The organism is Microbacterium sp. (assembly GCF_049650565.1).
GTDB lineage: Bacteria > Actinomycetota > Actinomycetes > Actinomycetales > Microbacteriaceae > Microbacterium.
Genome location: NZ_JBASAK010000089.1, coordinates 56,203 through 62,469, shown reverse-complemented (window position 1 = coordinate 62,469; position 6,267 = coordinate 56,203). Strand labels below are relative to the sequence as shown.

Below are 6,267 nucleotides of genomic sequence, written 5' to 3'. Positions count from 1 at the left end.
ACGCGGCGATCACCGCGGCCCGCCACAGCATCCAGCAGTGGCCGATCTCACACGGCACGGTCGTGCTCGGCGGCGCCGACCTGCGAGTGCAGTTCACACCGATCGACCGCTACGAGTGGCAGGAACTGACCCGCCGCCACCCGCCCCGGCCCGACGTGCCACAGGATGCCGTCCACGGCTACAACCTGACCGCCGTCGTCGCAGCATTCCCCGGCATCACCGTCACCGACAACAACGGCGTGCAGCTCGACTGGGCGCAGGTCTGGGAACACCTCGCCGCCGCCTACCGTCGTGGCATCTCCGAGAGCATCTGGGCCGCGCACGAGATCCACCCGGATGCCGTGCCGACCGATCCGGCCGAGGAAGCAGCCCTCGCACGCGAGATGGGCGTGACCATCCGCGAGCTGAATGGCGCCACACCCGTCACAGTCACCTTCGACGCCGAAGGCAACCACCTGACGACATCCGTCACAACGCCACGGTTCGACACCCACGAGAAGGCGCTGCTGCTGGAGTCTCGTCGGGCTGAGCACGAACCGCGCGGCCGGCACGGGCTGAAGCTCAGCGAAGCCACCGACCCGGCGAACCAGTTCGCCTACCAGGTGCCACCGCCGCGACAGGACTGGGCGCAGAAGAAGCTCAATGAGGTGCAGGCCGCCTACATGAAGTCTCACCCCGGCGTCGACACCGACGCTCTCCTGTGGCGGGTCGAACGGGCGTGAGCGACGACCTCAGCGACCTGTACCGCGACCTCACCGACCTCGCCGACCTGGTGCCGGCCGAAGTGGAAACATCCATCGAGTACGCGGCGCAGGATGTCATGGACGAGTGGAAGAAGCTCGCCAAGCGCAACCCGATGGGCGACCTGTACACAGAATCGATCGACTACACCCTGAGCAGCTATGGCGCGTTCGGGCAGGGGGTCTACGCCGCGGAGATCGGCCCCGACACGGCACGCTACGGCGGGAAGACCGGCAAGGGGGGACTCGTGCCAGGCATGGGTATCTTCGATGACCCCGAGTCCACACCGATCGGCGTCACGCCCGTGCGCGCCCGCCGGCGAGCGGAACTCTTCGCCGCGGGTGAGCTGACACGGCGCATCGAGATCGCCGTGCAGCAGTCACAGGCGAGCCGGAACCTCTGAGTCAGCTCATCGTGATGGCGATGGGTCGCCGCTGCAGTCAGAGCGGTGTTCGTCAGGTGGGATGCCGCGTCGAAGATGATCTTCTTCCCAAGGTCGCGCCAGAGGCTCGACTTCTCGGGCGATCGAGCTTCGGGGAGCAGTCGCAACCGGCGACGCAACCCGAGCGGCCGAAACCGAAGCGCCGACCGCTCACAGACTTTGCTCGCGATGCGGGCTGGGACATCCGCAAGGCCGCGGAACGGCTCAAGCGGATTCGGGAGGACGACCGTTCTCACGCCCAGCATCACGGCGACGGACACCGCGACCGTCCCGACGCCGGCCGCACCCGGTATGAGGACAAGGGATAGCCGAACCAATCGCGCATGACACACCCATCGTGACGCCCAGCATCGACACCCCACGCCGAGAGCGGCACGCGCGCACAGGGTGTTCGGCGACGACGTGAGGCGCATCCGCGACTTCAACAGTTGCGTGGCCGGGGTGCTGGCGAGCACACGTGGCGAGGTCGTGCACTCATGATGCGCGCACTCTGGGTTGGGCTGGTGCTCGCCGTGGTCGCGACGATCGCGTTCGCACCGTCCGGTGAGCCGGCGAGGCCGGAGCCGGGCGCACGCCGCATCATCGCCGCAGTGTTCGGGGTGAAGCCATGAGCACGCCGAGTGTGGAGCGCACCGCAGCGCAGCAGCTCGCCACGGCACGCCTCCTGCTGGGGCAGTTCGAGGCACAGCTACGCGAGTGGAAGCACATGGGGCCGAAGAAGCGTCAGAGGTCGGCGCGTGGCCGTGACCTGGCACGCCGCATGGACGGGCTGAAGCAGGGGCACGCGACATGGACGGCGAGGGTCGCTGACCTCGAGGCCCGAGCATCCGTAGAGGACGGGGCGTGAGGGTGCAGCTCCGGGTAGTGCTGGACATCACCCGGCACAGGCCGGAGACACCCGGCACGCCCGCCGTGCTCGAGGTACAAGGCGTACAGGTAGAGCAGGCAGCACAGCCCCGGTACGCAGGCTTCGCACCACAGGAGGACTGATGGGCGTCAGGCAGGGGGCGAAGTGGCGTGCCGTACGGGAGAGGGTCATCCGCGAGGAAGACATCTGCCACATCTGCCGGGAGCCGGTAGACAAGTCCCTGCCGTACAAGGATCCACGTACAGGCCTGATCAACGGGCGGTCGAAGTCAGTCCACCACCTGGATCCACACCCGACACCGGAGACGGTAGCCATCCGCTCCCGCCTTCGGCTCGCTCACCTGTCATGCAATAGCAGTCAAGGTGACGGCTCACGAGTGAAGTCGAAGACATCAACACGATGGTGAGCCATGCACAGTGAGGCATGCGACGCACGTGAGGCATGCCCGCGACGGCACGCGACACCGCGGGGTGGGGGCCACCCCCTGCCCCTCATCCCACGGGTACCGCCGGGGAGTCGCCTTTTCTCTCCCCACATGAAATAAGCGAGTTCCTAGGAGGTCTGATGGGGCTTTCCGATGAGATCGCCGTGGAGCTTGACCGGCTCGAGGTGGATGGATGGCAGCGGACGATCGCGCTCGACCTCGCGGACAGCGTGGAGCAGCGTGGCACCGTTTCTGCCGCGGCATTGCTGCGAACGCACATGATCGAGTTGGCCCGGGAGTACGACGACGGCCCCGCCGAGACGAGCGCTGTCGATGCGATCCGCGCCACGATGAGGGCTTCCCATCCTGCGATGGCGCGCGGGCGGAATAAGCGGGAATCAATTCCCCGAAAATCACCCGGGGCGAATAAATCCGTGCCCGCTGTGAATAAATCCCGGGCCTGTGTGGACTGCGGCGCCAAGCTGCCGGCACACACAGGCCGAGGGCGCCCGCGCGTGCGGTGCGCCGGCGGGTGCACACCGAACCTGAAGGAGAAGTGATGGCCGTAGACCGTCTAGAAGAGCTGCTGGCGAAGCAGCGGCAGATCATCGAGGCTGTCCAGCCCGTCGACGTGCCCGTGCTGCTCGGCGACGACGTGGTGACCGTCCGTATCCCGCATCTCGGGAAACGGTTCGATGCCCTCGCAGAGAAGCACTCGCCGAACATCATGTTTCGCGACGCCGCGGGCTGCTGGTTCAACGCTGATGCCCTCGCCCGCGACTACCCGGATGTGCTGCTGATCGACGGGGAACAACAAGACGACCTGTACGTGCTGCGGAACAAGACCGCCGTCTACAGGTGGGGCGAGATCTACGACGCGTTGTCCGGTGAGGACAAGGGGCTGATCATCTCTGTGATCTGGGGAATGTACATCGGCGAACCCGCCGAACGGAAACGGAAGGCGGTAGCGAATGGCTGATCGTCCGATCAGGGTCACGCTCTCGGCGCAGGTCGCCGGGTACGTGAAGGGCATGAAGGATGCCGCGAAGTCCACGAAGGATGTCAAGGATGCCGCAGACGGCGTTACCGGCAAGGCCCGCGACTACCGATCCGCACTCGATGAGCTGGGGAAAGCCGGAGCCGTGATGGGCGGGCTGCTCGCCGCGGGCATCGGCGTCGCCGTCGTCAAGGCGGCGGAGTTCGATTCGGCGATGTCGAACGTGCGGGCCGCGACTCACGAGAGCACTGAGAACATGGATGCGCTGCGGCAGGCGGCGATCGATTCTGGCGCTTCAAGTGTGTTCAGTGCCACTGAGTCGGCGAACGCTATCGAAGAGCTGGCGAAGGCCGGCGTGAGCACCAAAGACATCCTGAACGGCGGGTTGAACGGCGCGCTGGATCTCGCCGCAGCGGGCGGTATGGGCGTCGCGGATGCCGCAGCCGTCGCCGCGACGACGCTCGGGCAGTTCCGCCTCGAGGGTGATCAGGCCTCACACGTTGCCGACCTGCTCGCCGCCGGCGCCGGGAAGGCTATGGGCGATGTCTCCGACCTCTCGTCGGCGCTCGCCCAGTCCGGCGTTGTCGCGCAGACGTTCGGGATCTCCGTGGATGACACGGTGGGAACCCTCGCTGCGTTCGCGAACGCTGGGATGCTTGGGGCGGACGCTGGAACCAGCTTCCGCACGATGCTGCTGCGGCTCTCCAACCCGACAGGCGAGGCCGCGACTCTGATGGAGAGTCTGGGGATCAACGCCTATGACGTCGGCGGGAAGTTCGTCGGCATGCAAGCGCTTGCCGGGCAGCTCGAGAAGGGTCTATCAGGTCTGACGCAGGAGCAGCGGAACGCGGCGATGGCCGTGATCTTCGGGCAGGACGCCATTCGGGGCGCGAACATCCTCTACACCGAGGGCGCCAAGGGCATCGGCGAGTGGAATGACCAGGTGAACGACACCGGCTACGCGGCCGAGACTGCGCGCATCCGGCTCGACAACCTGAAGGGCGATGTCGAAGCCCTCGGCGGCGCGTTCGAGACTGCACTGATCGATACGGGGTCGGAAGCGAACGACATCTTGCGGTCGATGGTGCAGGCGCTCACGGGGCTGGTTGACATGTATAACGGGCTGCCGGACGGCGCGAAGCAGGCTGCGCTGATGATCGGTGGCGCGACTGCCGCAGTCGGGCTGGGTATCGGAGTAGTTTCGAAGGCTGTGCCTGCGTGGAACAACTTGAAGACCGCGGTCACGGGCGCCGGGTGGAGCATGCGGGGCGTCGTCGGGGCCGGTGCGGTGGCAGGCCTCGCGTTGGGTGGCCTGATGCTCATCGTCGGGGAGATGGCATCCAAGCATGCTGAGGCACGTCAGAAGGCCCAGTCGTACGCGGACACTCTCGAGGAGTCCACGCACAAGATCACGAAGGCTACCGGAGATCTCGTAGATGAGAACCTGGCCGCGAAGGACAGTTTCCTGTGGTGGGAGCAGCCGTCCGCATACGACCGGGCCGAGGATCTTGGTGTGTCCCTCGGCACTGTGAAGGATGCTGCGCTCGGGAGCACGGACGCGCTCAAGAAGCTGAAGGATGTCCAGGAGGCTGCTGACAAGGCGTACGAGAAGTCGCGTGGTCACGGCAAGGAGAACGAGCTTCAGCTCCTCAGCCGGAAGGAAGCTACTGATGCGCTGGTGGGTTCGGTCATCGGTGAGAACGATTCGATCAACGAGGCGATCCGTGTCAGCGAGCAGAAGCAGGAGTCGGACAAGAACTCGGCGGAGTCCGCGAAGGCGTCCGCTGATGGCGCGAAGACCGCAGCCCAGGCGTACCAGGAGCAGGCCGATTCGACGCAGGATCTGAACGGGCAGCTGTCCAAGCTGATCGACACGATCAACAAGGCCAACGGCGTCAACAGTGATGCGATCACCGCGAACGCTGACTATGAGGAAGTGATCGACAAGGTTGCCGCGCAGATCGACAAGATCAACGCGGGCACGGACGGGTACGCGAAGACCCTTGACATCACTACACAGGCCGGGCGCGACAACATGCAGATGTTGCAGGAGCTTGCGGAGAACTCGCAGAACGCGGCACAAGCTCAGTTCGAGCTTGATGGTGACACGGCCGCGTACATCGAACGGCTCAAGGATGGTCGGCAGAAGCTCATCGACTCCGCGAAGGCGATGGGCGCGTCCGAGGACGCAGCCCAGGCACTCGCCGATCAGATCTACAAGATCCCGTCTGAGAAGGAGATCCAATTCCTCGCTGACACGTCACGCGCGGCATGGACGATCACCGACTTCGTGAACAGGTATGGCAGCCTGCGGGGCACGATCGAGTACCGTGCGCAGCTCCCCGACCTGAACGGAGCAGCGTCCGGCAGCGGAAGGCCCGGAATGGCATCCGGCGGGCCGGTCACCGGCCCCGGCCCGAAAGGCGTGGACTCGGAACTGCGCTGGCTCGCACCAGGAGAACATGTGCTCACCGCCTCAGATGTCGACGCGCTGGGCGGGCAAAATGCGGTGACGACGATGCGCGCCGGGCTACATTCCGCCGACCCAACACGGCGCTCTGAGGCCGTTTGGATGGAAACGAGCAATCGCGCGGGACTCGCGGCAACTCAGGCAGCCCCGAGCGCGCCCGCAACTGTGGGCGGCATCCGCGCCGGGGACGCGCTAAGGCTCGTCGTGGATGGCAGGGAGTTCACGGCGTTTGTAGATGCACGCGCGGATGGTCGCGTGGCCGCGCGCGGTGAACGACTTGCGCTGGATCTCCGGAGCGGCCGTAGGAGGGACATGTGAGGGCGGC

7 protein-coding genes are annotated in these 6,267 nt (G+C 65.9%); all 7 read left to right on the top strand.

What is annotated here, in order from left to right:
• Positions 1 to 722: hypothetical protein (locus WA967_RS14425; protein WP_424423984.1), on the top strand; the 722-nt coding region annotated here is incomplete at its 5' end.
• Positions 719 to 1,144 (top strand): hypothetical protein, encoded by a 426-nt coding sequence (locus WA967_RS14420; protein WP_424423981.1) that lies wholly within the window; start codon positions 719 to 721, stop codon positions 1,142 to 1,144. The genes WA967_RS14425 and WA967_RS14420, both read left to right, overlap by 4 nt.
• A 515-nt stretch (positions 1,145 to 1,659) precedes the next feature.
• Positions 1,660 to 1,794, top strand: coding sequence for a hypothetical protein (locus WA967_RS14415; RefSeq protein WP_424423978.1), 135 nt, complete (start codon positions 1,660 to 1,662; stop codon positions 1,792 to 1,794).
• Positions 1,791 to 2,030: a hypothetical protein gene (locus WA967_RS14410; protein ID WP_424423976.1), complete on the top strand. Its 240-nt coding sequence runs from the start codon at positions 1,791 to 1,793 to the stop codon at positions 2,028 to 2,030. Before WA967_RS14415 ends, WA967_RS14410 begins: the two co-directional genes overlap by 4 nt.
• Before the next feature lie 585 nt (positions 2,031 to 2,615).
• Entirely contained in the window at positions 2,616 to 3,035 is a 420-nt protein-coding gene (locus WA967_RS14405; RefSeq protein ID WP_424423973.1) for a hypothetical protein, read from the top strand.
• Positions 3,035 to 3,454: a hypothetical protein gene (locus WA967_RS14400; RefSeq protein ID WP_424423970.1), complete on the top strand. Its 420-nt coding sequence runs from the start codon at positions 3,035 to 3,037 to the stop codon at positions 3,452 to 3,454. The genes WA967_RS14405 and WA967_RS14400 overlap by 1 nt, the downstream gene beginning before the upstream one ends.
• Positions 3,455 to 3,620: 166 nt before the next feature.
• Positions 3,621 to 6,260 carry a phage tail tape measure protein gene (locus WA967_RS14395; RefSeq protein ID WP_424423968.1) on the top strand — a complete coding sequence of 880 codons (2,640 nt, stop codon included), beginning with the start codon at positions 3,621 to 3,623 and terminating at the stop codon, positions 6,258 to 6,260.
• The last annotated feature ends 7 nt before the right edge of the window (positions 6,261 to 6,267 follow it).